General features: G+C 57.0%; 21 protein-coding genes. 6 read left to right on the top strand and 15 right to left on the bottom strand.

Features of this window, described 5'->3' with window-relative positions:
- The first annotated feature begins 24 nt into the window (after positions 1–24).
- The 4 genes from ligK to FAX90_RS00625 all read left to right on the top strand — a co-directional run bounded on the left by ligK (position 25) and on the right by FAX90_RS00625 (position 3,277).
- On the top strand, positions 25–696 hold the full coding sequence (gene ligK, locus FAX90_RS00640) for a 4-carboxy-4-hydroxy-2-oxoadipate aldolase/oxaloacetate decarboxylase (RefSeq protein ID WP_144094587.1): 672 nt from the start codon (positions 25–27) through the stop codon (positions 694–696).
- Positions 693–1,751, top strand: a complete 1,059-nt coding sequence (locus FAX90_RS00635) for a 4-oxalomesaconate tautomerase (RefSeq protein WP_240704651.1) — start codon at positions 693–695, stop codon at positions 1,749–1,751. The genes ligK and FAX90_RS00635 overlap by 4 nt, the downstream gene beginning before the upstream one ends.
- Positions 1,744–2,613, top strand: a complete 870-nt coding sequence (locus tag FAX90_RS00630; protein WP_144094585.1) for an amidohydrolase family protein — start codon at positions 1,744–1,746, stop codon at positions 2,611–2,613. The genes FAX90_RS00635 and FAX90_RS00630 overlap by 8 nt, the downstream gene beginning before the upstream one ends.
- Before the next feature lie 205 nt (positions 2,614–2,818).
- On the top strand, positions 2,819–3,277 hold the full coding sequence (locus FAX90_RS00625) for a membrane-bound O-acyltransferase family protein (protein ID WP_144094583.1): 459 nt from the start codon (positions 2,819–2,821) through the stop codon (positions 3,275–3,277).
- A 225-nt stretch (positions 3,278–3,502) separates the two neighbouring features.
- Here the strand turns inward: FAX90_RS00625 and FAX90_RS00620 are convergent, their stop codons facing one another.
- Positions 3,503–4,117, bottom strand: coding sequence for a S24 family peptidase (locus FAX90_RS00620; protein ID WP_144094582.1), 615 nt, complete (start codon positions 4,115–4,117; stop codon positions 3,503–3,505).
- 120 nt (positions 4,118–4,237) lie between these two features.
- Here FAX90_RS00620 and FAX90_RS00615 point away from each other — a divergent pair, with 120 nt between their 5' ends.
- Entirely contained in the window at positions 4,238–5,359 is a 1,122-nt protein-coding gene (locus FAX90_RS00615) for an IS110 family RNA-guided transposase (protein ID WP_170234805.1), read from the top strand.
- A gap of 213 nt (positions 5,360–5,572) precedes the next feature.
- On the opposite strand, the gene FAX90_RS00610 is transcribed toward FAX90_RS00615, so the two are convergent.
- The 11 genes from FAX90_RS00610 to FAX90_RS00560 all read right to left on the bottom strand — a co-directional run bounded on the left by FAX90_RS00610 (position 5,573) and on the right by FAX90_RS00560 (position 17,731).
- Positions 5,573–7,036 (bottom strand): ADP-ribosylglycohydrolase family protein, encoded by a 1,464-nt coding sequence (locus tag FAX90_RS00610; protein WP_144094578.1) that lies wholly within the window; start codon positions 7,034–7,036, stop codon positions 5,573–5,575.
- Positions 7,037–7,164: 128 nt separating this feature from the next.
- Entirely contained in the window at positions 7,165–7,905 is a 741-nt protein-coding gene (locus tag FAX90_RS00605) for a PGN_0703 family putative restriction endonuclease (RefSeq protein ID WP_144094576.1), read from the bottom strand.
- 133 nt (positions 7,906–8,038) lie between these two features.
- Entirely contained in the window at positions 8,039–8,617 is a 579-nt protein-coding gene (locus FAX90_RS00600; RefSeq protein WP_144094574.1) for a GIY-YIG nuclease family protein, read from the bottom strand.
- A gap of 72 nt (positions 8,618–8,689) precedes the next feature.
- Positions 8,690–9,466, bottom strand: coding sequence for an NYN domain-containing protein (locus tag FAX90_RS00595; RefSeq protein WP_144094572.1), 777 nt, complete (start codon positions 9,464–9,466; stop codon positions 8,690–8,692).
- Positions 9,467–9,484: 18 nt separating this feature from the next.
- Complete coding sequence (locus tag FAX90_RS00590; RefSeq protein WP_144094570.1) at positions 9,485–11,158, bottom strand: hypothetical protein; 1,674 nt, start codon at positions 11,156–11,158, stop codon at positions 9,485–9,487.
- On the bottom strand, positions 11,151–11,993 hold the full coding sequence (locus FAX90_RS00585) for a hypothetical protein (protein ID WP_144094568.1): 843 nt from the start codon (positions 11,991–11,993) through the stop codon (positions 11,151–11,153). The genes FAX90_RS00590 and FAX90_RS00585 overlap by 8 nt, the downstream gene beginning before the upstream one ends.
- A gap of 6 nt (positions 11,994–11,999) precedes the next feature.
- A complete protein-coding gene (locus FAX90_RS00580) occupies positions 12,000–13,430 on the bottom strand; it encodes an ATP-binding protein (protein ID WP_144094566.1) in 1,431 nt (476 codons plus the stop codon).
- A gap of 2 nt (positions 13,431–13,432) precedes the next feature.
- Entirely contained in the window at positions 13,433–15,928 is a 2,496-nt protein-coding gene (locus FAX90_RS00575; RefSeq protein WP_144094564.1) for an Hsp70 family protein, read from the bottom strand.
- A complete protein-coding gene (locus tag FAX90_RS00570; RefSeq protein WP_144094562.1) occupies positions 15,925–16,287 on the bottom strand; it encodes a hypothetical protein in 363 nt (120 codons plus the stop codon). The genes FAX90_RS00575 and FAX90_RS00570 overlap by 4 nt, the downstream gene beginning before the upstream one ends.
- 123 nt (positions 16,288–16,410) lie before the next feature.
- Positions 16,411–17,064: a hypothetical protein gene (locus tag FAX90_RS16675; RefSeq protein WP_205700597.1), complete on the bottom strand. Its 654-nt coding sequence runs from the start codon at positions 17,062–17,064 to the stop codon at positions 16,411–16,413.
- A gap of 19 nt (positions 17,065–17,083) precedes the next feature.
- Positions 17,084–17,731: a hypothetical protein gene (locus tag FAX90_RS00560; protein WP_144094560.1), complete on the bottom strand. Its 648-nt coding sequence runs from the start codon at positions 17,729–17,731 to the stop codon at positions 17,084–17,086.
- A gap of 162 nt (positions 17,732–17,893) precedes the next feature.
- Between FAX90_RS00560 and FAX90_RS00555 the strand changes: the two genes are divergently transcribed.
- Positions 17,894–18,526 (top strand): hypothetical protein, encoded by a 633-nt coding sequence (locus FAX90_RS00555; RefSeq protein WP_170234804.1) that lies wholly within the window; start codon positions 17,894–17,896, stop codon positions 18,524–18,526.
- A 29-nt stretch (positions 18,527–18,555) separates the two neighbouring features.
- On the opposite strand, the gene FAX90_RS00550 is transcribed toward FAX90_RS00555, so the two are convergent.
- From FAX90_RS00550 to FAX90_RS00540, 3 genes are read right to left on the bottom strand one after another with little or no spacing between them, the layout of a single operon-like run.
- Positions 18,556–21,681, bottom strand: a complete 3,126-nt coding sequence (locus FAX90_RS00550; protein WP_144094558.1) for a helicase-related protein — start codon at positions 21,679–21,681, stop codon at positions 18,556–18,558.
- Positions 21,671–23,518 carry a phospholipase D family protein gene (locus tag FAX90_RS00545; protein ID WP_144094556.1) on the bottom strand — a complete coding sequence of 616 codons (1,848 nt, stop codon included), beginning with the start codon at positions 23,516–23,518 and terminating at the stop codon, positions 21,671–21,673. Before FAX90_RS00545 ends, FAX90_RS00550 begins: the two co-directional genes overlap by 11 nt.
- The gene (locus FAX90_RS00540) at positions 23,515–24,693 is read right to left on the bottom strand and encodes a DUF6361 family protein (protein WP_144094554.1); all 1,179 of its coding nucleotides are present in this window, start codon (positions 24,691–24,693) and stop codon (positions 23,515–23,517) included. The genes FAX90_RS00545 and FAX90_RS00540 overlap by 4 nt, the downstream gene beginning before the upstream one ends.
- Positions 24,694–24,700: the final 7 nt, after the last annotated feature.

The raw sequence follows: 24,700 nt of genomic DNA, 5'->3' as shown, positions 1-24,700 counted from the left end.
ATAGCCGAAGCTGAAGGAGAACTTATGGGTATCGTCGTCCAGAATATCGAACGCGCCGACCGGGACGTCATCGACGGCCTCGCCGCATGCGGCACCGCGACCGTACATGAAGCGCAGGGCCGCACAGGGCTCCTCGCCAGTTACATGCGCCCGATCTATTCCGGCGCGCGCATTGCGGGCAGCGCCGTCACGATCAGCGCGCCTCCGGGCGACAACTGGATGGTTCACGTCGCCATCGAACAATTGCAGGAAAGCGACATCCTGCTGCTCGCCCCCACCAGCCCCTGTGAAGACGGCTATTTCGGCGATCTTCTTGCCACCAGCGCGCAGGCGCGCGGATGCCGCGGCCTCATCATCGATGCCGGGGTGCGCGACGTGCGCGATCTGACCGAAATGCAATTCCCCGTCTGGTCGAAGGCGATTTTCGCGCAAGGAACGGTGAAGAACACGCTGGGCAGCGTAAACGTCCCTGTCGTCTGCGCAGGCGCGCACGTCAATCCCGGTGATGTCATCGTCGCCGATGACGACGGCGTCGTCTGCGTGCCGCGCGAAAACGCAGCCCAGGTGCTTGCCCAGGCGAAAGAGCGCGAGGCGAAGGAAGAGGAAAAGCGCGTGCAGCTTGCCGAAGGCGTTCTCGGCCTCGACATGTACAAGATGCGCGAACGGCTCAAGGAAGCGGGTCTGAAGTACGTATGACTTCCGCGCCCGTCATGTGGATGCGGGGAGGAACGTCGAAAGGCGCATATTTCCTCGCGGGCGACCTGCCGGACGATACGGCGCGGCGCGATGCGTTTCTGTTGCGCATCATGGGCAGCCCCGATCCGCGCCAGATCGACGGCATGGGCGGCGCAGATCCGCTGACCAGCAAGGTCGCGGTCGTCCGCAAGTCGGACCGTGCAGGCGTCGACGTCGATTACCTGTTCCTTCAGGTCTTCGTCGACGAAGCGCGCGTATCGGATCAACAGAACTGCGGGAACATCTTGGCTGGCATAGGGCCTTTTGCCATCGAACGCGGCCTCGTGACGCCGACGGGGGAAGAGACCCGGGTTTCGATTTACATGGAAAATACCGGGCAAATGGCGATCGCGACCGTGCAAACGCCCGGCGGCGCGGTAAGTTATTCCGGCAGCGCATCGATCGACGGTGTGCCCGGCACCCACGCGCCGGTCCCGATCGAATTTCGCGACACCGCGGGCTCAAGCTGCGGCGCCCTTTTGCCGACCGGCAATCCGGTCGATGTTGTCGAGGGCGTACCCTGCACATTGATCGACAACGGAATGCCATGCGTCGTCATGAAGGCGCAGGACGTCGGCGCGACCGGCTACGAAAGCCGCGACGAGCTTGAAAGCGACGCCTACGCCGAGGTTCGCCAACGGATCGAGGAAATTCGCATCGCTGCCGGTCCGATGATGAATCTGGGCGACGTTGCGGAAAAGTCGGTTCCGAAGATGACCCTGGTCGCGCCGCCAAAACACGGCGGTGCAATCTCTGCGCGGGTCTTCATCCCGCACCGCGCACATGCCAGCATCGGCGTGCTGGGCGCGGTCACCACCGCAACCGCCTGTCTGGTCAAGGGTTCTGCCGCGGCGGACTGTGCGGATATCCCCGCAGGAAACACCAAGACCCTAAGTGTCGAGCATCCGAGCGGCGAGACAAGCTGCGTCCTCGAAGTCGACGACGCGGGACAGGTTAAGAGCAGCGCCTTGCTGCGCACGGCTCGCAAACTGATGGATGGCATCGTCTATGAATGAGCGTATTGTCAGCTGGCATTCCAGCCCGTCGAAGCCAAGCTACTCTCCGCCTCCCGGGGCGGTGGACAGCCATTGCCACGTCTTCGGGCCGATGGACCGCTTCCCCTTCAGCCCAAAGGCGAAATACCTGCCGCAGGACGCGGGACCGGAGATGCTTTTCGCCCTGCGCGATCACCTCGGCTTTTCCCGAAACGTCATCGTGCAGGCAAGCTGCCACGGCACGGACAATTCGGCGACGCTCCACGCGATCGCGCAATCCGAAGGGAAAGCTCGCGGCGTCGCGGTGGTCGATCCGGAAATCGGCAAGGCTGAGCTGCAAAAGCTCGATGATGGCGGCATTCGCGGCATCCGCTTCAATTTCCTGAAGCGCCTGGTGGACAATGCGCCGAAGGACAAGTTCCTCGAAGTCGCGCGCCGCCTGCCCGCGCATTGGCACGTGGTGATCTATTTCGAGGCGGAACTGCTCGAAGAACTGCGCCCATTCATCGGCGCTATTCCCGTGCCTGTGGTCATCGACCACATGGGTCGCCCCGATGTGACGCAAGGTCCCGATGGCCCGGAAATGCGCGCCTTTCGCTCTTTGCTGGAAGACAGGGACGACATCTATTTCAAGGCGACATGCCCCGATCGCCTCGACGCAAGCGGCCCGCCGTGGAACGATTTTGCAGCCGCCGTCCGCCCGCTCGTCGAGGACTATCCGGAACGCTGCCTGTGGGGCACTGATTGGCCGCATCCGAACCAGCAGAACATCCTGCCGGACGACGGCGCGCTCGTCGACATGATCCCTCTGATCGCACCGACGGACGAACTTCAACGGCGGATGCTGGTGGACAACCCGATGCGGCTCTACTGGAACGATTGAGGCGGGCGGCGTCCCCCATTTTGCGGGGTTTTGCAGCCTTGCTCACCACTCCAAGTGTTATCACGCGATTGCATAGGCAATCGAAGCCGCAACTACAGCGAATGAGTGCGTGACAGTGGTGGCGGAGTAAGAACTTGCTTCCTGACACGCATAGCATGAACGCGGCTCTTTGAGTTTCCTTTGGAAAAAATGCTAACGGCATCGTGTGGGACGAAATCTGACTTTGGCGCAATACGTGCGCAGACGGAACGGTGTTCCGCTTGGGCATAAGCATTCGCTGCGCAACATGCTCGATCGTTCTCTGGGCGCGGGGTCGTTGGCGGGGTTCTGGCGTCACTGGAACCCGATCTGGAGCTATGGCCTGGGAAGATTCGTGCTCGGCCCTCTTCGCCTCGTTCTTCCTCCATGGGCCGCCCTTATTCTGACGTTTGGGGTAAGCGGCTTGCTCCACGACCTGGTCATCGTGGCTAGTCGCGGGGGGCCCGCCTTCCTCTTTACACCATGGTTCTTGATGATGGGCATCGCTGTTGTCGTCACCGATGCAATGGGCTGGAGCTTCGAACGCTTGCCTTGGGCGGCACGAGCGGGGCTCAACCTGATCGTCATACTCGCAGGCTTTGCGCTGGCCTTCGTGATGGATTCAACGCTGCGCCTGGGGTTCTGATGCTATCTGGGAATGGTAGCGGAGGAGGGATCCACCAATCTCGCTTAAGCAGCTGTTAAAACGTCATTTCTCCATCATCTTCTCCAAAAATACCCCCTGTGATACCCCCATCTTGGGACCTTTGCGATGAGCGGAAATTTGATCGCGGCAAACCGTTCTATTTACCCCGAGCAACGGGCATTCGCTTCGCAACTTGGCGTATGTCGCAGGCAGCATAGCTCCCACTCACGACACCTGAGAACCAATCCAGATCACTCTGCCGACGACATTGATCGCCTTTCGCTGAACACCGTTCCAGCTTGGATAGGAGGGATGGTCGGTCAGGACAGAAATGCGATTTTTGGTCGGGTCCAGAGCGATCCGCCTGACGAACGTCTCTGATGATCCCCGGACAGCATAGAGCCCGTCGTGAAGGGCATCGTCAGAGCGCAGCCTTTGGATTATGACTTCGTCGCCGTTCTGCAGGGTCGGCTGCATAGCCTCACCAGCAATGGGTAAGATCGCCAAACCTGCAGGCCTGTTGCATAGGCGCCTTAGCCAGGCTTCATCTACGATCCGAGATCGTTCCTGTGGGATTTCCATGCCCTTGGCCTCAATTACCGACACAGTGATGACCGAACGTCGCGGAGTTGAAGGGCTCTCTTTTCCCCCGAGCAGTTTGGCAGGAACATCGAAATGCAGAGCCAGCTGAGCGATGTCGCTTTGATCGAGACGCGCGGGCGTGCCGCGCTTGATGTATTGCTGGATATAGGCGGAGTTTCGGCCAAGTAGACGCGAAACCGCAGCGTACGTCTCTTCCCGCTCGCGGATCAAATCATCAAGCGCTTGCCTTGGGGTCATCCTATCAACTCCTAGCATATCCTATTCCACTATCACGCCAGAGCGGACAATTCCTACTCGGCGAGTTGCGCGGGCCAACCTAATTTGGGCTTTCTGGATAAGTTTCGAAGGAGGCGCTGGTTGGTTTATCAGCACTACTGGGTGGGGCTCGATGCGGGGCATCTCGAAACAGCCGTTTGCCTCATCGACGCAGAGGGCGGGATCCTCTTTGAAGCGACATGCGAAACGAAATCCGGTCCCATCAGAGATATTCTGCGGAGGTTTGGCGTCGAGGCAGCGCAGTGCCTCACGATCGAGGCCGGCAATGGCACCCAGATGGTTCGAGAACTGCGTTCATACGGATTTCCTGTTCAGGTGGTCGATGTACGCAAATCGAGCAAGTTCCTGGCAATCAGGCGACAGAAAACAGATGTCCACGATGCTCGAGGGCTCGCAGAGCTCGGGCGGCTCGCTCGATCGATGGGGTCGCAGGTTTTCGTGAAGCCGATGGAACATCAGAATATCCGAACCCTGATCAATGTTCGGAGAACAATGCTGAAGAACCGCGCCAGGACAGATGCGCTCATCCAATCGATTTTCAGGTTATACGGCGGGAACGTGAAACTCCTGAACGGAAGGGGTGCGCTAGCCGCTGAGGTGAACGACCAGGTGCGGAAAATGCGACAGCACGGGCTTGAAATCGGGGTCAATCTGCAACCGCTCGTCGAGATTTCCGAGGCTCTAAGAGAGCAGATTTCCGCACTTGACCGGCAGATGCGCGACATCGCATCGAAGAATCCTACATGCCGTAATTTCCAGACGATCCCCGGCGTCGGAGCTGTGATCGCGCTTTCGTTTTACAGTGCCATCGGCGATCCACATCGATTTGAGCGGAGCCGTGACATTGGAGCATACTTGGGTCTGACCCCGACCCTATATCAGTCAGGCGCCACTTCACGCCGGGGGCGTATCAGTCGGCACGGCAACAAGCTGACACGGATGCACCTGATTACCGCAGCCACCGTGCTACTTTGCAGGATTGAGATCGAAAGCCGACTTCGTACTTGGGGTCTCGAGCTGGCTCAGCGGGTTGGCTTCCTGAAGGCGCGCGTTGCCGTGGCCAGGAAGCTTGCGGTGATCATGCTCGGAATGTGGAAATCAGGTTCGCCGTTTCGCGCAGACGGCGAACCTTCGCTGTTCCTCCAGCAGGAGGAGGCAGGCTTGGACCCCGTTCTGATTTCTGGGACACAGATCTCGTTGTAGGTAATTGGGCCAAGCCTGCCGTCATTCGCAGCGTTCACTTCAGACAACAGCTCATAATGTCGCAAACTTGCAGCATTATCCCCTGAAACAGCTTTACGGTGTCAAACTTGACGCATTACGAATCCGATCGCGACCTGATGCCTACCGGTGGCCATTGAATGCTCGTGCTCTAACTCGGGCATTTGAGCCGCGCTGCAAAGCGATCGCTCGACACTAACTTGGGAGCAGAGTTGCGGGGAAAGCTAACTTTCGGGCGAGCGCTTCAATTTCGTCGCGCCAAGCTAACTTCTCCTGCCATGACTGACGAATAGACGAGGCTCCGTAGATGGCACCAGCCAACTGCCCAGCGATTGCCGCAGTGGTGTCTGCATCGTCACCAAGGTTGGCTGCCAGCAACACCGCATCATCGAAGTTATCGGTATTCGCCACACACCAGATTGCCGCTTCGAGGCTGTGAGCCACGAATCCGCTGCTGGAAATTTGATCTCGGGCCTTCCCGCGCCAGCTGCCGGCGACAATCGGCCCGATGTGTGGACCGTAGGATCCGCGAGCATCTTCCAGTGCACTGTCGAAATCTGCACCGAGAATCGCCGCTCGCAGCATGAGCGCATAAGCTTCGCACGCTTCCAGGCATGCATCGGCCGCATGGGTGGTCATACTCTGTCGACGCGCCACTCGTGTCACCACCGCAGGATCAACCCGGATGCCCCAGATCGCGACTGGTGCCAGCCTCATCAGAGATCCATTTCCTGCTGAATAGGGATCGTCCGAACCGGAAATGGGATCCCCGCTCTGTTCAAACCGCGAGAGTGCTTGGCGAGTGGTGATCCCGATATCGAAACAGTGGCCTGTTGGGCTGTAAGCCCCGTTCTTCCACCATTCGACAAATCGGCGTTGTGCTTCTTGCGGCTCAAAGATTGAGCCCTTGGCCGCACTAGCCAGAAGAGCGTCCCCGAGAGCAAGAGCCATCGAGGTATCATCAGTCCAAGTGCCCGCGTCCAGACCGAACGGCCCTCCCCCGACCATATCGGTGAGGTGGTCATAGCTATCACGAGGCTTGAACTCGAGCGTCGTCCCCAAGGCGTCTCCGACGGCCAAACCGATCAGACATCCACACGCACGATCGTACACGCGCCAAAGCTCGTGCAGATGGTTCTCCTGCGCCCTGGTTTCGATGGCCCCCGGTCGAACGTGTCGTACTCGTGCAATCGCGCTAGCGGCGTCAGCTTCGCCTAGTTCGATAAGGAGCCTCGCTGCTACCGTTCCCGCCCTGCCGAGACCGCCCCTGCAATGGATGAAAATGCTTCGTCCTTCTGCGAGCATGCCGCGCACGCGAGGTCCAGCGGATCGCCATCGTTGCTCGAATTCATCACCGGGTGCGGTAACATCAACGATTGGCAGATGAAGCCACTCCATGCCGCGAGCGGTCACTTCCGCTTCCAGATTGGAAACGCCAAGAAATTCGATCTCATGATCCTCGATTAGAGAGATGACTACGGCGGCTCCCCAGTCGCGCACCGCGTCCAAGTCGACAGCGAGATCGCGCTTCCAATCTAAGCCGGCAAATGCCGGCCCCCTTTTACCCGGACAGAACGATACTCCAATTCGACCGGTCGCTGCTGACAGCGTCGGGATCTGGATAGGGTCGGTTAAGCTGGTCCGAAGGCTTCTACTCATTGTGCCTGACTAATTCCTACCTACGACAAAATTGGCCGTATCTGAGCCCCTGCGCATCAAACAACACTTGGTAATGGGTTGGCCTCGAGCCAAACCCCAAACCAAGCCTGAATAACCTTTGCGTCTAACTACGGCTTAAACTTCCTTCGCAATGCCTCTGCATGCGCTGCAACCTCAGGAGATGTGGCAGCCGATGAGAACCGCATCAGCCATGCTGACCAGCTTGCCGCAGCAAATCTGACACGGGCACCACTTACCGCCACAGAGAAGGCCTCGATTTCCGCCCGGTGCTCCGAACGCGCAGAGGCTGATATTCTCGCAGGCTCGGCAAAAAGATAAAACAAGACCGGCGCGCGGCTGATCCGCCGGGATTCAGTCGCTAGCCCGAATGCATGCTTCACGAGTTGGGCAGCATCGAGATAGCGGAAAGATGACGGCGCCATTCTTAAGCTATCACGCATGGCGCACCACGCATCCATCGCTTCTCCCCACACGTCGCGGTCATATGCATTGGCGAGGGTGGCTTGTTTCCTGTCGCGAAATGGTTCGAAGCGTTTGGATTCGACTCCGATAAGGCAACTGTCGGTGACAACGGCAGCATCAAGCCAGGGGTGACGACCGCCATTCCAAGGAAAGCGCATCTGTCGTTCGATCTCAACGGAAACTGGCGGCCATTCGATATCGTCAAGGCCAGGGAAAGGCGGGAGCAAGGCTGGTCTTTCAATGAACCAGCCGAACCCATTGACCGCCAAAGCGGCGCTACTTTCGGGGCTTTCGAATTTTCCGGAGGCTAGTTCGTTACCGCCTGCTATGTCTAACGAGTGACGCACGAGGCTCTCGGGGACTCCTGGAAGGAATAGTTCGCTCATAACCCCATAATAGCCCGTGAATACGTCAAAATCGGTCGCACCATCAAATCCGACAGCCAGCTGCCAGCCCGAATTCGTTCCAACTCACATTATCCCAAAACAGTGTGCCCATGCATTGGGAGCTCACGATCGCTTACCGATAATCGATCAACTGCACTTCTCTGAATGTGAGCTGCGAAATTAAGGCGTCGATGCCTGCCGCTAGGTCACAATCGAACATCTCCCTCGAAACGATGCCCGCTCCATTTCGTATCCAGACCCTTTCGGCGCGAAAGTCAGCAAGCGATTGATGGACAGCTATCTCCTTCGCCCCGGCATGATCTGCCCAGACAGTCAGGCAAATCTGCCAGTCCCAAGCTCCGCCGTATCCTTCGAGATTCGCGATGTAGATTCGATTATCCGGATCATCCCCAGAGAAGCCGACCTTGATCAGACCCAAATCCGCTGACTTGGCGAGATAGAGATAGCCCGACATTTCACTTCGACGAGCGAAGGCGATCGAAGCCGGAAAACATTCGATGCATGTCCCGTATCGATTGCGCAAAGAATGCCCGTTGTGACATTTCGTCACACCGTAAGCCACGAACTTGCCCTCAGCCTTCATCCGCGGTCGATATTCAGCGCGCTTCAAACCCGAGGCATCAAAGGTTTCGTCAACGTCAATCCCGTGATGCTTGAGATAGCGCAGATGCGCTTTAGTCAGGCGAGCCAATCGTGATGCTCCCTCTTCAAGGCGCAGCCACGCACGGCCGGGTCAAAGAGGTGTAGAACATTGCCACGGCTTTCATGCGGACTTAGCCTTCTTGGACTTCGCCGTAGTCACCCTCCCAGAAGGAAGGACACGGACCTGCAGATGGCCGGTTTCGGTTCTGCGTGATTCGAAGCCCCCTGCAGTTTCAACCAAGTCGCTCAACTTGCCCTGACCATAAGTTCGGGGATCAAAGTCGGATGCAAGCGCAGCAAGCCGCTGCCCTACCCGACCTAAAGGCACCCAACCGCCTTCATCATCCAACTGCAAGATAGCGGTTCGGATCAGCGGAATCGCAGCAGTCGGCGGCTTCTTGACGTTGGCTGGACGGGCATCCTGTCGCTCTGGCTCATCCAACGCTGGCGCCTCGGGCAGCAGATTCTCTGTGTAGATGAAGCGACGGCATGCTTGTCGAAAGCTTTCTGGCGTTTTCTGCTCGCCAAACCCGTAGACATCGATGCCCTGTTCCCGGATGCGTGATGCCAGGCCAGTAAAGTCACTATCTGAAGATACGAGACAAAAGGCGTCAAACCGACCGGTGTGCAACAGGTCCATCGCGTCAATGACCAAGGCAATATCCGAGGCATTCTTGCCGCTTGTGTACGCAAAGTTCTGGTGTGCCTTGATCGCATGTGTTGCGAGGACGTCTGCCCAGGATTTCAGTCTAGTCCCCGAGAAATCTCCGTAGATGCGGCGAACACTCGCTTCGCCAATTTTCGCTATCTCTTCGAAGAGACGGGGCGCAATTCGAGATGAAGCATTATCTGCATCAATAAGGACGCAAAGCCGCGGAGTTCTGGGATCGGCCGCCATAAGTGGATTTAAGCCATTTCAGTTTATATTAAAAATGAGCAACGCAATTAGACAAATTGAAATACCAATGTGCCACTTGTCAAAATCACGCAAAGGGCCCTTACCAAGAAATTGATATCGTGTTCCGTCACTTATGACCCTGTATCTAGATATTGGAAATATCGGAAAGAAAAGGAACACGAAATAATATGTCGCCATATAAGAGCCATCACGGCGGGGATCTGTAGATCCATAAAGCTTAAATCCTATTCCATTGATAGTCGACAACGATGGCGCCGACTGAATAGGCTCCAGATCCCCCAGGCTTTCGTCATTAGATTTCACGATCTCCAAATTCTTGTTGATCCTTTGCAATAAATCCTCATCGTTCGCTAGTTTTCTCGCCTGCTGAAGCAATGTTACGCATGACTTCCATTTTGACGTAGCGTTGCCGTAAGCTACCGCACACTGCATGACTGTCGCTGCAATGAAATCTTGTGCATCTTTATAGGTAGGCGAGGTCCTTTGGACAGGTGCCGCATCGAGAAGAACTGCGCCATCCTTCAACAGCCTAGATGCCTCCTGATCTGCCCGAGCAGGCTGTCGCTCAATGACCTTCGAGACCTCCCGACACAATTCGCGGACAGGATCGATAGCTGCGGATTCTTCTCGGCGTTGCGAGATTTCCGACAAGGCGTGATTGTCCTCCTGCACCCGATCATGGACGTCGGGGATCTCGGAGAAGAGATCGAGCAGTAGTTTTGTCAGCCTCTCGGATTGCTCGAGGAGGTCATGCTCATTGAACAACTCAATCGCGAGGCTGCGAATCTTGAATGCCACCGAGCGGCTGGGCTCATGATCAAGACCGCGAGCTTTTGCACTGAGTTGAATAGGCTGAGCAGCCATGTCCCAATTTCGCGCAACGGTTTCAATCTTGTCGATCAGAGGAAGTATCGCCTTTTCGCCGCTGTGAGCGGCATTGAGGGCTGCATCTACGAGGCGAGCGATGTTGTCGGCCTCCTTTTCGAGAAATCCCTTGGTCTCAACTTCGTATGAATCAACAAGATCGTCTATCAGCTCAGGAGCATGCGCCTGCCCCGCGCTCGTTGCGGTTTCGACTGCAATCGTCATCGCTGTCACCAGTTTGTCAGCTGGCATCCGATCGAGCGCATCCCGGATACAGTTGCGGATATGCCGCTTACGCTCGGTTAGTTCCGCTTCAACTTGATCAAGAGCCCGCACTTCCGCGAATCCCGATACTGCCCGATCTTCGTTGATATCTCGCGCTACATCCTCTGGATCGAGCCGCTCGACCAAGTTCGATATCTCGATGATGAAATCGGCAATGTCGGCAGGATCGATAACATCGCCAGCGCTACCAAAAGCCGCTGCCGCGAGGTTCAAGTTCGCCAGAGTGGGCACGCCCGATGCTCGTCGAAGCGAAAGCGGAGCCCGCTCCAAGGTACTCAGAAGTTCGCTCGCCTTCCGCGGGGAAATGCCTGGAAGCCAAGCGATCTCAGCGGTCAAGCGTTGACGCGGGGACGTCAACTGGGAGCGAGCCTTCTGGCAAACATCGTCATCGATCTCCAATGATCGCTGATCGGCCAGTTCAAGGATTCTTCGACGATCATCTCGGGTCGATGCGCCGAGAATAAAGAAAGGATTTTGGTAGATTTGCGTCGCCGTCGCACCGGCGGTCACGGTCTCAGTCATCTTGGCCCCCGCCGTCCTCAGTCATCCCACTCTCGTCACCGAACGCCGATCCATCGGCTCCAGCATCGAGCGGGTCGGAGGTGTCTAGTCCTCCGTATGGCACCACGCCAGGTTTCGGCCCAGTGATAGTGCTGCTCGTATCGGTTGAAACACTCGGACGAGCTATACCGCCAACATTTTTGATGAGGTCACGTCCGGCTTGCTCCAGTTCCGACCGATGCGCCTCCACATCACTGCGCGCGAGATTCATTGAACTTTCGAGATAGCGATACTGACCGCATCGACTGTTGTAGTCCGACACCATTGCGTTGAAGCGGTCTACTTGAGCTGAGTTGTAGCCATTGACGACAGGCTCGGCTGCCGAAAGTCGGATATTCTCAGCAAGGCAGTACCTGATCTGCCCGACGCTGTGCTCCAGACCGTAGCCGACCGGCGGCAGCTCTTCGTTCAGCGCTTGGGGCACCGCGGGAGCTTGAGCCTCAACAGTTATCTCTGGGGGCGATTGCTCATCTGCATATTCCGCTGGAGGCGAAGAGCCGGCAGGGCCTGTCCCTGATTGGCTGGCGAACCATATGACACCCAGAATTGCTGCGCCGATCCCCCACCAAACAACCGCTTTGACAGAACTTGCGGAGTTTTCTGGCGATTGGTCCTCGGACTGCTCGTCTAGCCGCAATGGCCGTTCGGAACGCCCAGCACCCTGCACAACAGGGCTCGGGACCGGAGCCAAACTATTGGCATGAGCGATCTCAGCATCGATGTCTGAGATTTGGCTCGACAAGCCAGCAAATCCCCTGGGCGACCGGTCGTTGTCACTTTTTTCATCTGAAGACATGCGGAATCAGTTCCAGACAAAACCAATGCGCCGCTCATGATCGCCATCTCCTTTGCGCGACGGAGTAGCTTTGAGAGCCGCGGTCAGATGTTCTTGCTCGATGCGGTCCTTGCCGCCGCGGGCGGCCAGGCGGGCACCTTCCCTGATAACGAACGCGACGTCGGACAATGGTCGCCCGCTCAGCTCCTTCGCCAAGGTCGTGCCATCGACATCTTCAGCGGTCGGCAGCTTAAGCAGCAAGGTTGCGACAAGGGCCAAGATCTCCGCTTCGCTCGCATGCGTCACTTCAACCACGTGATCAAAGCGTCCGCGACGCAAGATTGCCTGGTCGATCATCTCGATCCGATTGGTCATCCCGATTACCAGGACTTCATGTTGAGCGGCTTCGGGTATCCTTCTCAAGAACTCTGCCATTTCCTCGACGCGATGATGGCCAGCCCCCATTTCTCGATCAGCAAGAAATGCCTCCATCTCATCGATCACGATCACTGACGGGGCATTCTGCATGGCCTTGTCAAAGACCTCCGCAACCTTCTTGCTTGTTTCGTGAATAAACGGGCTTGCGACACTCGAGGCGTCAACCTGAAAGCTCGGCCACCCCAAAAAATCGATCAAGCGCTCCACCGCGAAAGTCTTGCCGCATCCTGGGGGGCCATGGAGGATGACCGCTGAAGGAAAGTCGATACCGAGAGCCTTGTAGCGCTCCCGGTGATTCACGATGTCAACCACATGCTCGTTGAAGAAGGCAGCCAGACCCGGCCTTCCTGGCAAGTCAAAAACCTTCCGGCCTGGATCCTCGACGGCTTTACCATTTTTGGCACCGTCCTCTCCCAACGGTCGGGCTGCTTCCCGCTTCCTGGACGAGGGAACCACTTCGGAAACGACGAAACCTGCGGCTTCGATGACTTCTTTCAGGTCTGTTGGCGAGAGCCAGCCCATGGCCTGTCGCATCCGGCGAAATGATGAGGCCGAGATCTCAATACCCCCGGTCAACCAAAACCCAGCCACCACCTCGGCCGGCGTCTCGGGACCAAGCATATAGGTGGGAAGTAACCTGCTGATCTTCTCCACATAGATTGCGTCCTGGAGTGGCAGGGTGTCGTCGACTTCCCTCGTCGAACGCATAGCAATCGCAAAAGCGATAGCTTCGGCTTTGTTATTCGGGGCTGGTCCGCCTCCGATCGGGCAAAGCAGGTGGCTAGCGCCCGATGACATTTGGCCTAGACGCCGATTGTCGAACTCGAAGCTTTGGAAGAGGCCATCCGCGATCAGGCCATCGTTCAGCCATCTTTGGATCAGCCGCTCTTCCGCAACGAGAGCACGGCCACCCCCGATTGCCTCAAGAATTTGCCAATCGCGGCCAGCATGGAGCACTGTTCTCGCCTTCGCCCCGTCTGGCATCTTGAACCCAATCGGGAGCCAAGCCTCCTTCACCATGATCAGCTTCCACGAAGAATGTTTGCGCCAGCCAGCATCTCGTCTTCGCCACTTGTCGCAAAGCGAATGCTATCCATCAGCGCGACAACATCGCGAAGTTTATCGATTTCGTTCGTTTTGAGCGCCTCGCCACCGAGCACGACAAGCTTGGCGTGCTCATGCCCGTCAGAGAAAAGGTGACTAGCGCTGGCGAGCCACTTGAAACGCTCCACGACGAACCAATCCTGACGCCAAAGGATAGCAAAGTTTTTGCCGCGCAGCTCGTCAAGGTGGGCTTCAAAATCGGCGGAATTGCTGTCGATCGAACGCTGCGCTGTGCGGGTGAGATTGTCGAAAACAGTCGCTTCGGTTGGCCGTGCGAACTCTCTGATGTAAGTGTTAAAATGCGCAACCAGCCGATCGAGCTCAATCTGACGGATAATTTTGAGGTGATCCTTGCGGGCCAATGCCAGCAATCGTTTCGCGTCTTGAACCTTGTCCAAGGCCTGCTTTGCAACTTCAGGATCCGTTTCGCTCGCATGGACCATATCTGCTTGGTCAAGCTTTTCACGCGCCTGGTCGAGCCTTGGATCATCGACGTGCGCCTCGATCTCCTCCAATCGGCCTCGGGCGGCCGAGGACTGTTCCTCCACCAGCTGGGCCGCCTTGGAATAGTCAATCTGTCCTTCTTGGCGAGAATAGAAGTTTCGGCCCGAGTGGAACGATCCGCCGATGGACGGCACCGAGACCTCGAGAATGATATTGCCCGAATCCAGCACTTCATACTCGCAGATGAGATCCGCGCCGGCAGCGATTACCCCGTCCTCGATATCGGAACCACTAATTTTCAGCGTACCGATTGGACGATTGTCGTGGACGGGATCCTGGATGTCTCCTTCCCAGAGTTTGATCCGAATAGCTCCTGGGCTCCCCGCCTTGAGCGATTCTGCTGCCTTGTAGGTCTTCCTTCCCTTTTTAGGCAGTTGGTCACCTTCCTTGACCAGGTAATCAATCGCCGATTTACCGCCAATCCTGTCCAGGACCTCGACGAAAACGGAGTGGGATGCGGGTATGGCATCGATACTCGCTGCCGTGCGGGAAATTGTAATCTTGTCCTCGGCAAGCTTGATCGCTCCACCAGCACCATCGAAAACGAAAACCTTGAAGACGTTTTCTCCCGGCTTCAGGAGCGAAACCTCAACAGAAGCTCCATTTCGCAACGCGATGCGCCCTGAAGACCAGCCTGTGTCGAGGCTATCGATCTGAAATTCACTTCCAGGGTTTGGTTCGCCACCGAGGTTGATGAGAACCTTTGCCTTGGAATCGGGGGTCCGCGCGATGTAATTGAGGGACACATCGAGCGCCCCTCCAGCGCTAATCGAACCGCGCGAACTCTTCCGCCCACGACTTTGCGACGCCCAGTCGATAGATTCGGCAAACACCGCTGCACCTTCGGCCACGGCCGTCATTGGATTGACATCCGTCGAGGCAGCAATCCCAAGTTCGAACGCCACCTTGTCACGTAAGGGACGGTAGTGCGTCGGCCCACCGACAAAGACGATTCGCTCGACGTCGTGAGGGCTCAAACCGGCCTTCTCCAAGGTCTCCCTTGTAGCTTGTATAGACTCATCGATCTTTGCTGCGATCAAGGCGTTGAACTGGTCGCGGCTTATCTCGATGTCGAGATAGATGTCCTCGCCTGAACTATCCCGGACCCCCAAGAGGGAGTCATCAAGACTAATGACAGCGTCGTCGCGTTGCGAAAGTTCAATTTTGGCCTTCTCTGCCGCCCATTCGCTGATGCGCTTCAGCTTCTGAAACTGAGGGAATTCATTGAGGTTCTCAGGAAGGTCGAAATGCTCTAGCAGCCAAGGCTTGATCACATTGTCGAATAGCATCCGATCAAAGTCGCGACCACCGCACATAGCGATGCCGCCATGCGCGAGTAGACTGACACGGCCAGCAGTGCTCTCTGCAATGGCAATGTCCAAGGTACCGCCACCGAGATCGTAGATCAGGAAAATGCCATCGCTCTTTCGTAACCGCATCACGCTCATGACCGCAGCTACTGGTTCTTGCATAAGGGCGACGCGACCGATGCCGGCGCCATTGGCGGCTGCCATCGTGGCATCTTTCTGCATCTGGTTGAACGCGGCCGGCACTGTGATAACGGTGCCGGTTTCCTCGTCATTGCGAATTTCCTCGGGTAGATAAGAAAAGAGCACCCTGAGCACCTCGGTTGAGCACTCCTCCGGTGTCATTACGAGATCGACGGCGGGCAATTTGATCGGGGTACTCGTACCCATGTGCCGCTTGAACAGCGTCGCGACATTCTCGGGGTTTCGGGCAGAATCATTGTACGCCCTCGCCCCCACGTATTTCTTACCGCGCTTATCGATAAAAATTGCGGATGGCGTTACATCTTGCTGTTCCGGGCTCTTATAGAGACGAACATCTTCACCGTCGAAAGAGCAGATTGCACTGTTAGTAGTTCCGAGGTCGATGCCAACGTATTTCACAGATCCACCTTGCCGACCATCACGGTTCCCTGGCGCTTCAAACCTTCTGGTCCCATGATAATTGGCTCAATCATCTGGCTTATGATCAACTGATCTTCCGCATCGAAGTCCGCAATATTCAAAGCGGTCGCGGCCATTCCCTGATCGAAGACCTGTCCTTCCACATTAACAAGCCTCATATCCAACCGCTCCAGATTCTCTTCGATACGTTTTTGAAAATACCGCAGCTGATTGACATATCGATTGGCTTCGCCCGCATCCAACTTAGAGATGACACGAGCAAACAGGCGCGAAAATCGCCAACCCTCCACCGCCATGTCGATCACCGACTGCTCGCAACCAGAAAAGTCTTCTTCCATAGAACCACTCATTAGGACCCCTTAATGCCGCCATGTAGCATCAATTCGCATTACTTTTCTGTTTATCCCGTGCAATTTAAGCTGACGACCTGGTGATCGTCCAGAAACGTCGCGTAAGGCAGTCTATGACACACGAAATATCCCCAGCCGCCTAGCGACGACGGCCTGGTCCAGAGACGTCCTTTGGAGACGCTTGCTGCTGTCATGGGTGAATTCATTCACCTCGAGAACTACTAGCGCATAACCGTGCTTAGGCAACAATTCGCGGCGGCGCGCGTCATAACGTCGACGCTGCTCTCCGCGAGGCACTCCAGAGACAGTTAGCTTGTCATCAAAAAAGCCGACGCGTTCGTTGTGCTGACGCTCGTGATATTCCACGACAAGCCTTAGTTCCGGATAAAAGCCATCGACCGGCAAAGGCTTTCGATTCCCGCGCAGATCGGGATCTCCGGTCAAAAACGGAAAACAATGCTGGCGGACGGCCTTCAGTCCGAGAAACTCATCGCAAAGGTCGAGAACATAGTGCTCGTCACGGGAAGACACCCTTGGCTTTGCGCCAACTGCCTTCTTGCCCGACCGAATGCTTGAAGTCTCTCCGCATAACCTCGCCATGACATTTTCCATGTCTGCGTGTTGACTGCTCCCGCGCATGACCTCCCAGCGGCCATTGTGCGAATGCCAACCGAGTCCCGCAGCTCGAAGGGCGGCGCGAAACCGCTTTGGATTGATGCCGTTGGCATTCGCCATCTCGACGGCGGTAATCAGTTGATCTGACATTTTGCTGCCCAGTCATCCATCAAGGGAGCCTGCTGACCATTGCTGCTTCAATGCCAGCCCAGTCCTGCACATGTGATCCTGAATTGTTCGGCATCCCAGCCTTGGTCAAACAGCCCTTGGGAAAAGTGTAACTGTCGATCCGACGTTCCGGCTCCTCCCGACAAGCTATGTTCACCGCCCAAAACTTCGGGAAAAAATATAGGCTTGAGTAGGGCAAGTGGTCGTGGATCCACCAGGCAAGCTTCCGCCAATCACCTTCATTCTGAAATGCATCCCAGAACGCCGGGACTACGACGCACGCCGTTGCCCCCATTCGCCCCGCCGAATCCGGACGATCCCAAATGTGGCCAGCGAAATTGGCATCGTTCGAAGCGCAGTTATATCCGCCTTTTCCCGCTACTTGCATCTCATTGCCCAGCCCGTTGACTTCGCACGAGCGAAAAGCAGATCTGACAGCGATGCGGCCGAACCGATCCTGCAAGGGTTCAAGCAGCTCTTCACAGAGCCTGCTTCCTGCCGCGATCGCCAGGTCAGGATCATCAGGTACATTGTTTAGCCCGTGAACGGCTGCAATGTCGGAGAATAGGAAATCCCGCATGAAGAACGACTTCGACAGCCGAACGCGACCAAAGTCAGCGAGCGTAGATACAGAATCGGGCTTTCTCATAGGATCGGCCTATCGTCATTATGCGTCAAAAGCGGTCGTAGTAGACGGCCGCCTTTTGCCAAAGTGGTTGGGAGGCGCGCTAGACGCGTTCCAACCACTCTTGCAGTAGGTTATCAGGCTCTCGGCCAGCACTTGCCAACTGTTTTGTATAGTCAGGATGAGATGTCACTAAGTCGTCTGCGCAATATCGTGAACCTCGCTGTGCCCACGCTTTTTCGCCAGATCGGTGGTGGACGAGTACGATGCGAAAGCGAGGCAACTCTTCAGCTACACCTCGGACGCATAATTTCGTCGGCCGCCGATCTCGAGATCATCAGCGAGCGCGAGACGTTTTCTGTCGAACTAGAAAAGCCGCTGCGGAGCAATGGCGGCAAGCGAGGGCGGATCGACGTGTGGTTTCGACTTACAGACGGTGATGGCCGCGAATGGCGTTGTGCAATCGAGCTTAAGTTTTTCAAACGGGAAAATCACCGCGAACCAAACAATCGCTACGACGTGTTCAAGGACATCGCCAGACTGGAGCAGTGCGCAGATGTCGCGGATCTAGGGTTCATGTTGGTGGCGACCGATCATCGACATTATGTCGACCAGACAAGCTATTCCAGCGACACGAGCGATTTCGATTTTCGCCATGAGCGAGAGTATGCAGGAGGAACCGCCCTTACCTACAAGACCGGCGCGTATGGGCCACCGATTAGCCTCGCTGGGAATTATGCGTTTCGCTGGTCAGAGCGCAGCTCCGCGCTTCCGTACTTGCTAGTCGAGGTTCCCCCGATCCGGCTTCGCCCCGCCTGAGAAATTAACACTCCAACAAACCGAACCAATCACGGCTCGAGCTTGATCTGCAATTCTTCTAGAGCAGCCACGTCGACGCCCTCGTCAACGAGACGGTCAAGATAGGCCAGCAGGTCGTCTTGCCGCGGCTGCCCAAATGCCAGCCGGTAGAGTGTCAGGCTGCGTTTGAGCCAACGTAACCGCGTGTTTTCCCGACTCATGGGTAGCATTGGTACGCGGCGCTCGACCTTTACCGGACCATCAAAAACCCAGTACGGAACAAGTTCGGATTTGCTCGTGGTAGCGCGCTTGGCCGCGTTGAACATCGCCTCCCATGGGTCCGCAGGTGGCTTTGTAGAAGTGCGGATTGCATCGGCGTGTGCCCGGGCAACATTATGCCGGACCGCATGTCCTTTGAACCGGTGAACACGCCCTTCCCTTTGCTCAAGATCGACCGGGTTCCCCGGGAGATTCCAATGGTAGACTCGATAGCAATAGGGATGAAAATCCAAGCCTTCCTGACCAATCGATGTCGTGGCCAGCACGAACGGTCTGAAAGGCGAATTGAACGCATCTCGCACGCTTCCGAGCCGCACGGTTCCGCCTTCATCATCCTTGTATTCAGCCAATCGCATAGCGAAGCGACCGCGCATCCTGATGGACGGATGAAAGACGACCTTGCCGTCCTCAACTCCCACATCATCGACATCAATCTGGGAGGGGCGGACTGACAACGCGTGGGTCATGGCTGCGGCCACGCCGGCGACACGTTCACGCTCGGAGCTCCCGGCCAAACCCTCGCCTTCGACGAGATAATGGGCGTACTCGTCGAGCACTGACTGGAGGTTGTGCTCGACACCATGCGTCAATGCGCTGCGCCAGTAATGGTCATCGCGCTCTTGTCGTAGGAGAGCAACGGCGTCGTGCTGATTGAAGAGCGCCCGAAAACCCCAAGCGATTGATGCCGCGGCGTCCATCAAATGCGGGTCATCCCAAGCCAGTCCTGGCGCAATGCGATGGAGCGCGCGCAATGCACAGACAGCCGGACTTCCCAAGGCTACATCGACCAGCAGATCCAGCGTGTCGTTGTCGAGCTCCCCAAGGGATGCCTCGGTTGCAGTCCTTCGCAACTCGGCGATGTGCTCTCGAAAGCCTTCCTCCTGGATCGTCCATCTGTAACCGAGATACTGCAGCCACCCGGAAGACTTGGTCCTCAACAATACGTCGATCGTTGCCGGTGTGGACCATTCTGCATCCCTGCCAGCTGCTTCTTCGCCATTTTCCTTGGCGAACAGGTGCCCCAGTGCAGTACGAATACGATCCGCTATCGCTGCGCGCATTTCTGCAACCGACAATTGTTCCGGAGCGCCAGAAAAGACGCTTAGCGGATCACAGATTCTGGCCAGTGTTGGTGACGGATAGATCAGGTGTAGCGCGCGCATCGCAGCCGGGCGACCATCGACCAGCTTGAACTGAAGCGGACGGCGGCGCGTGGCTTCCGAGTAGGATCGAACTACCGACGCTGCCCCCATCCGCCGTTCGGCTTCGTAGGAAAGCAGTGCGGCAAGCGCGTCGGGCACCATCTGCCATGCAGAAAAGACAAGCGCTTTCGTAGCCGGTGTGCCCTCAGATGCCGGGCCATAATATGTGACCGCTGGGTGAAGCCAGAGGTGCTGATGCAGCCCGGAGTCAAACAAATCAGCCATCAATGCTCGAAGGCGCCCATTAGCGGGATCAATCGGCTGATAAGCTTCGACCTGTTCGCGACTGATGGCCAGCGCCTGCGCATCGCTCAACGCGGATATCAGGGCCGGGTTCGAACTTGCGGCTTTATCCTTCAGGCGATGCTTAAGCGTGTAATCACGCATAAAATTCAGGAGGTAAGGTGCGGACTTCCAATACTCGATGATTTCGCGCGCATCGACGGCTCGCGCTACGCGGGCAAACGCTTCGGCCTGATGGAGATCGGCAGGTGCGAGCGGCACGTTGATCGATGGCTCCGCCAGCATCGAATCTCGTTCAGCAGTACTGCCAACGCGCTCGGTGCGCGCCATAACGCGCTTCAGTGTACGCTGAACCTTGTTGCGCGCGCGCTTGGCGTCGGTAGCGCTCGTCGGCAGTTGCTGGAGTAGCTTACGAAAGCGGCGCATTTCGCGGTCGAGTTCGACCTTGATGGTCGCCCCCCTATCGCGGCCGTACAGGAACTCGATTGTTTCGAGGAAGTCCTCGTAATGATCGCCGTCATCGGGCTCATCGCCCGAGAGCGTGAGCATCTTGTAGGGAGTTGCGGAGAGTAGAAGGGTACGTGCGCTGGCTGTATCGTCAGAATAGTCAAACAGGGCCCTTGCGAGCTCGGCCGGCTCCCCCTCACCGCGCAGCAATTCCCGAAAACGTTGGAATTCGTCGAGGATGATAAGATCTGGCTTAAGCGCACTGACGCAAGCGTGCGATAGCTTGCTCCGTAGCGCCCCGATTACCTCGTTTCGTTTCCAACGCTTCTCGTCAGGGTATGTTGGCTGGCGGCGCGGGAACAGCGAGGTCATTTCGTCGATTGCCGACAACAGCGATGCATCTTGACGGACTGCGTCGTGGAAGTTCGAAACTATCGTCGGATCAATACCCTCAAGTGACATGCTACCGACGCACGCATCCCAGCGTCCATTCCCGGCGTCCACCTGCAGCGCGTTTCTGAGCGGCGTGAACGAAAAACCCATGGCTTCAAGCAGGCGATGCAAGAGCGCCCGTTCTTCAACGACCCCGGTGGTGGATCGAAGATTGAACGTGGTTCCAGGCGTGAGGCTGATGAAATTGACCTTGTTCGCAGACAGATCTTGTTCGCCGCGAAGCTGCAATGGCACCAAAGTCATGCGAGTGGGCAAGGCCATCGCACGCTTTCCCAATACATTGAGACGATTGAGATTTTGCGCGGCGATGGCCTGATTGGAGCAGATGTAAAGAATGTCGATCCGCTTTGATCGATTCCACAACGCTTCGATGGTCTTGGCGATCACCCCGCGGGCAACCATGGTTTTGCCCAGACCCACTTCGTCTGCGACCAGGAACTGACGCACGGGATCAGCGCCATGCAAACGGTCGAACACATACTCTACCGTGCGACGCTGAAAGCGCTTGAGTTGAGCGAGTGCGGCGCCCGCGTCGAACGGCTCATTCTCCATTGCCGGACTCCTCCAGTACGGCGCGGAATGTCTGCCAGAGAACCCGAAACTCTTCGGGTATTGGGTCTGCGCCTTCCGTATTTGCCTCTCTTAGCCTGGTCATCAGACGATCAACTGCATTCAGGCGCCCATCCTTGGCGCAAAGGGCCCGGACGAGTTCCTCGAGCAACGGCTCATCGTCGGCCACGGCCATGGCCCACCCTGCCCCACTGCCGCTTCCGTCGGCCGCCAAAGCCGCCGCAAACGGATCACCGAGTGCGGTGAGCAAGAGCCTCAAATAGCGCAGGAATGTTTTGCGATCATTGATCACCGATCGCATGATCGCTGCGTCGCGCTCGGCCGGTAGGCCCTCAATCGGCAAGCCAGTGCTAAAGAGGATGCTTTGACCGGTTGCCTGTTCCTTCATTTCAATCGCCAGAAAGCGTGTGACATCGGCGAGCGGAACCACACCCAAGTCCAAAGCCGCACCGGCTTCCAGTGATGCCTGAGCATCCCTGGCGTGCCCTTCCCCTCGGGTTATCGGCCAAACCCGCACGCGGTTGATGTCTGCAAGTGCAATGCCTCCAGCAGGTGGAACCAGCCACATGCGCCAATTGCCTGAGCCCTCGGTCGCGTCTGCTTCACAACGGATGCTGAGGCCTCCGCGGGCAAGTGCCCGCCGGGCATCAAGGAGCACCCTTTCAGCAGCACGCTCGGAAGCGTCAGCAGCAGCCAATTCTCCTGGAACGTAAGCACGAGTGAGACGCCCGAACCCGTTCTCGCCAAGAATGGTCTCGATTGACCCCAGCTTTGACGTTTTACCCGTGAATGTGATGAAGAACTCGACGTTTCGCCCTGAGATGAACGCGGGTTTAGTCGCATTGCCGGAGCCTAAGGTCAGACGGGTATCCCAGCTGTGCTCAGCGACAATTATCTTGGCGTGGAGCCCTTCCAAAGCTCCCGAAATAGCTTCCTCACCATCCTCACGCTCGGCCATTTCATCCAGAACCGCGACATGTGCGAAATCGTCGAGTGTTTCGGCAGCTATGCAGGCAAGCTGATCGGGCCTGCTTATCAAGATTTCGGCGGAGCGGCGCGCCTTTCCAGCCAACATCGATAACGCGTCATCGTCGCAAAATGGCGAGACCACACCGATGCGCGTGCATTCCGGCGGCTGCCAAGGCCGTCCTCCCAGCCCGTTGACTGCGAACTCAAATTTTTCACAGGCATCGGGCAATGACCACTCGGCGTAGCGCATGTCTTCGGCGAGTTCCGAAGTGAGCGCCCGCTGCTCATCCGGGACCGGGCTGACCGCGAGATCTGGGAGCGCGGAGAGCAACGCGTACAACGGACGGTTCTGGGCCTTAGGCTGGCGAGTGCGGCGTCCGTCGAGACGCACGGCTATGTCCCATGATCTGTCACGCGTGAGATTGCGCGACAATACGAGTACCCTAAGAAGATCATCGCCCTCTTCGTCCAATGGCTTGAACCGCAGCGCCCAGATTTTCGGATGGAAGCTACCCTCTCCTGGCGCTTGGACTTCGACGATAACCTTCTCGAGCAACGAGCAAAGTCGAGATTGTTGGGCAAGCCCCGCATGGATTTGACCTGCCTCGGCGAAGACGGCCAAGCGCCCCGAAATCCGTTCTGCTCCCTCGAGCAGAGCAATAGGATGCTGCAAAATTTCCTCTCTATTGTCGGCGGCAAACAATGCCAGGCTGACCGGTACGGCTAGCGCCGTCTCAAAATCGAGTGAGAATGTCGTCGCCACGCCGGCATCGAAGCGATACCCGGGGGGAGCCTGAAGGCTATCGCCGTAGAGAAGCCGGTTTTCGGGATCGAGCGTCGCCCTGTTCAACGCTTGAGATCCTTCAGATGGCTCTGTGCGATTGACCAGCGAAACTGAAGCCTTCCAGTTCCGGATGCTCCTTGCCAACGGTCCCGCGCACTCTTGTTTGCAAACCGGGATTGCCCCTTCTTGAGTCTCCTCTCACGCGTCATGACGAGCGCGTTTGCTGCGTCACGATTGCGGCCTAATCCTCCCTCCTTCCGCACCAAGGCCACCCATTCGGTGACAAACCGCTTGGCCGGATCGAGAACCGAATGGCCGGTATGGCGTGTCTCGTGCCAGAAATCTTCCAGCGACCAAGATGCCAATTCCTTGGTATCGAGTTCGTCGCTCCATTCGGTGAGTGCGGTCTGGTAGCGCTCAATCCAGTCCTCGTTTTCCCGCAGCTCACTCAACAGCAGATTGTAGAGCAGCGCGGCGCCATGCATGACGCCCGAGAATATCCTGGCATGTTCAACCAGCACTCGTGCCTGGGCAGGAAAATCCGCAATATGCGGATGCAGCCATATTGCATCTGCCTTTGCCCGATCGCTCCGACTTGCCAAATAGGTCAAGAGGCTGTGGGGATGGCGATCGACAAGGCGATCGACAAGAAAACTCGCCTCGTCCGGTTCCAGATCGAAATCGACGGTGTCAGGCCATCCCTTCGGTGGCTGAGGCATGCGGTCGTGCCACAGATGTCGATGCCGCTGTGCCCCGCTCATGTCGTCTTCGACGTGATCCTTGCCAGTATCCTTGGGCCAGTGCGGCAAGGCGGCAAAATAGGACTCAATCGAACCAGGAAATTGCCGGATGCCCCAGCTTTCCAGTCCCGACCAATATATGCTACTCGGCAGGCGCTTGAGCTTCTCGCCAGCGTCCTTACCAATGATGCCAACGGCGCCAGGCGCGCCAGACATCAGCGCCTGGCCAAGTTCGATTTCCTTCTGACGTGCTTTGACTGCAATGTCTCGCGGACTGAGATGAGACGGCAGGGAGTCGAATATCCACGGAATGAACAGCATGTACCGCAGCCGCGTGTGAATGGTGCTCGTTCCGGGAAAAAGATGATCGGCTATAGAATCCCTGATCGCGCCAAGCCCAAGCTCGTCGCGGCTATCCTGCTCACGGAACAGGTCCATCAACCGCTGCGCACGATCGCGTTCTGTCTCGTCAAAATCGACCCAGCCAATTGCTGAACTCATTCTTAGC

This window comes from Croceicoccus sediminis, assembly GCF_007570835.1.
GTDB classification, from domain to species: domain Bacteria; phylum Pseudomonadota; class Alphaproteobacteria; order Sphingomonadales; family Sphingomonadaceae; genus Croceicoccus; species Croceicoccus sediminis.
Note: the sequence above shows the minus strand (reverse complement) of the source record. Positions and strands in the feature narration are given on the sequence as shown.